Origin of the sequence: Luteococcus sp., from assembly GCF_043424415.1 — a bacterium.
GTDB lineage: Bacteria > Actinomycetota > Actinomycetes > Propionibacteriales > Propionibacteriaceae > Luteococcus.
Genome location: NZ_JBHWOO010000162.1, coordinates 1 through 2,674, shown reverse-complemented (window position 1 = coordinate 2,674; position 2,674 = coordinate 1). Strand labels below are relative to the sequence as shown.

5 protein-coding genes are annotated in these 2,674 nt (G+C 65.9%); 2 read left to right on the top strand and 3 right to left on the bottom strand.

Features of this window, described 5'->3' with window-relative positions; all coding sequences use genetic code 11:
- Positions 1-100: 100 nt before the first annotated feature.
- Positions 101-493, bottom strand: coding sequence for an MFS transporter (locus ACHFFZ_RS09855; RefSeq protein ID WP_394276458.1), 393 nt, complete (start codon positions 491-493; stop codon positions 101-103).
- Positions 494-600: 107 nt separating this feature from the next.
- On the opposite strand from ACHFFZ_RS09855, the gene ACHFFZ_RS09850 reads away from it, so the two are divergent.
- Positions 601-1,173: a CGNR zinc finger domain-containing protein gene (locus ACHFFZ_RS09850; RefSeq protein ID WP_123574852.1), complete on the top strand. Its 573-nt coding sequence runs from the start codon at positions 601-603 to the stop codon at positions 1,171-1,173.
- Positions 1,174-1,268: 95 nt separating this feature from the next.
- On the opposite strand, the gene ACHFFZ_RS09845 is transcribed toward ACHFFZ_RS09850, so the two are convergent.
- A complete protein-coding gene (locus tag ACHFFZ_RS09845) occupies positions 1,269-1,640 on the bottom strand; it encodes a VOC family protein (protein ID WP_123574853.1) in 372 nt (123 codons plus the stop codon).
- Between the two features lie 218 nt (positions 1,641-1,858).
- Positions 1,859-2,221 carry a nuclear transport factor 2 family protein gene (locus ACHFFZ_RS09840; RefSeq protein WP_394276457.1) on the bottom strand — a complete coding sequence of 121 codons (363 nt, stop codon included), beginning with the start codon at positions 2,219-2,221 and terminating at the stop codon, positions 1,859-1,861.
- 125 nt (positions 2,222-2,346) lie between these two features.
- On the opposite strand from ACHFFZ_RS09840, the gene ACHFFZ_RS09835 reads away from it, so the two are divergent.
- The coding region (locus ACHFFZ_RS09835) for a GNAT family N-acetyltransferase (protein WP_394276456.1) at positions 2,347-2,674 on the top strand (328 nt) is incomplete at its 3' end.

The window sequence follows — 2,674 nt, the reverse complement described above, 5'->3', positions numbered from 1 at the left end:
ATACTACGACTGATTCCCACGAGAGGATGACGGAGGAGGCCCCCGGAGCTCTGCTTCTGGGGCCTCCGCGGTTCCGCCAGTGTCACGACTCCGACATGCGCTAGGAGAAGCCGACCACGCCGAAACACACCGCGGCACACCCGGCAACGAACGCGAGGAGCACCAACAGCGGGACCGACAACCACCCGCCCAGCCAGGCGATCGGGACAACAGCCATCGCAGCGCCCTGGAACAGATTGGCCGGCAACATCACCTTGCGGGCATCCCTACCTTCAAGGACGTGCCCAGCGATGAGCGAGAACAACAGGTACGGCAGCATCGCGGCCGTGGCCACCCACCCCACCTGCGCCGTAGTCCCGTGCAAGGTCACCGCAGTGACCAGCGGCAACGCCATCGCCGTCACCTGGCTGCCGAAACTACTCACGCTCTGCCCAAACCAATACCACGCGAAGCTCCGGTCGTCACGGACCAGTCTTGCGCTCGGGTCCCTCATCGCCACCGCCTAGCCTCACAAGTTTGATGCTTTTTACTCGTGAGATCCTGCCGCATAAACGGCTCACAGGCAACAGGTGCCTAGACTGTGAGGATGGAGGTTGAATAATGGCACGTTTCAGTCACATCGCCGGCGACGTCGCCCTGGACCTGATCAACACGGTCGAGTGGCGACTGTCCGACGAGGACCGAGAAGAGGATCTCAACGACTTCGGCGACGTCATGGCCTGGTGCCTGGAATCCGCGCTGATCCATAACGAGGAAGCCAAAGCCCTTCAGGTGCCGCCCGGTGAGGCCGCCACGGAACATGCCAAGGTCCTCGCATTGCGCGAGGCGCTGTACGGCGCACTGTTCACCGACGACGCCGACGCAGGCCAAGTCATCACCGACGAGCTCCACCAAGCACTCACCGCAGCCACCTACACCCCCGCTGCCGATGGATGGCGCTGGCACGACCGCACGCTCACCCCTGCCACCCCACGCCACCGGATCGCCCGAAGCATCATGGCCCTGCTCGCACGCTCCGACCTGGACCGGCTCCACCAGTGCGAGGACGCCCACTGCGGCTGGGTCTTCCTCGACACATCCAGAGCCCACAACCGACGCTGGTGCGTCACCAAGGACTGCGGCGACCGCAACCGATCCCGCGCCTACTACGCCCGACAGAAGACTGGGAAGTAACCAGCTGAACACGAACGGGTTTCGAGCGCCCTTGGAGCATGACAATGGCCGAGCGACCGGAAGGTCGCCTCAACCCCACTGACTGCGCCTGGCCGTCACTCCGGCACCGAGACGAGACAGAACGGGTGGCCAGCGGGGTCGACGAAGATGCGCCACGCCTTCGGCCCCGGATCCATCACCCCAGTCAGCGGCGTCCCACCGGCACGCTCAACCGTGGCAGACGCAGCCTGCAGGTCGTCGACCAGGAGATCGAAGTGCACCTGCTGCTGACCAGACTCGCCAGGCCACGGAGGCGGCACATAGCCCTCGACACGATGGAACGAGAACCGACCGACCGGTTCCCACTGCAGGGTGAGCCAGTCGTCCGTGCCCTCGGCTGGCGCGAGGTCCAAGACGTCCTGCCAGAACGCGGCCACTGGGACGGGATCGTCGCACTCGAACACCAACTGCGTCAGGACGGCCATCATGACGACACCGTAGCGACACGTCCATGTTCAGCGGGGCCGTGCACGCGAACCTCGCTCCTCTGCAGCAGCTGCCAGCCGCGCGGTGTCGATGGCAATGCGCGCCGCCCCCACAGCTCATCCCAGCCGTCCCACAGCTCATCCCACGGAATCCAGCCGTCGGCTTGGACCTCAGCACACGGTGAGGAACCCAACACCGCATTCGGGACAAAGGGTGCGGTTCACGAGGCCAGACGCGGGCCCGCGTGACCAGCGAGCAACTGCCACAAGCCATCGCAGCGCACCCACGTCATGGTGATCAGCAGGCGGAACTGCTCACCGTCGCGCAGAGTGTCGACAACCGTCCCGGTGACGATGGCCGTGTCGCCGACGACCCGCACCACGGGGCCTTCGAAGCGCTGGGAGGCGAAGGTGACCGCAGTGGTGTTGCGGTGGACATACTCGTCACGGTCCAGCACCAGCCCTGCGTAGCTGGGCCAGACACACTCGGGATGCATCAGCAGCCGCAACCCCTCGGCATCTTGCTCAGCAAGGGCACGCGCCCGGGCCTCAACCAGGTGGAGGACGTCCTCGGCGGTGCTCATACCGGAAGGCTAGCCGCCAGAGAGCCCCCGCGCCCTCGACATGCACGGGCATCAACTCACGCGCAGGGTCGTTGACTCCAGAGCCCGTGCGAGGTGTGGCGGTGCGCGTTGCCTAAGCTCGAGCCATGGCCTCACCTGAGATCCAGCTGCGCAACGGACGGGCGGGAGACGTCACTCGCATGGTCCAGTTGCTGACCGATGATCGCGTTCGCCATCACCTGGGCGGCCCCCGGCCGAAGTCCATCGCCTTGCCGCTCGCTGTTGGCAGTGTGGCTGGAGCGCGGTGTGGACGTCGCAGATGGGCCCAGATCGTCTCGGACGCACGCAGTGGACGGATGCTGGGCACGGTGGTGGCGGATCGGCGCAACCCGGATCGACCCGGACACGTCCGCCCGGAGGGGCGAGAGTTGGAGCTGTCCTACGTCCTACTGCCCGACGCCTGGGGACGAGGCA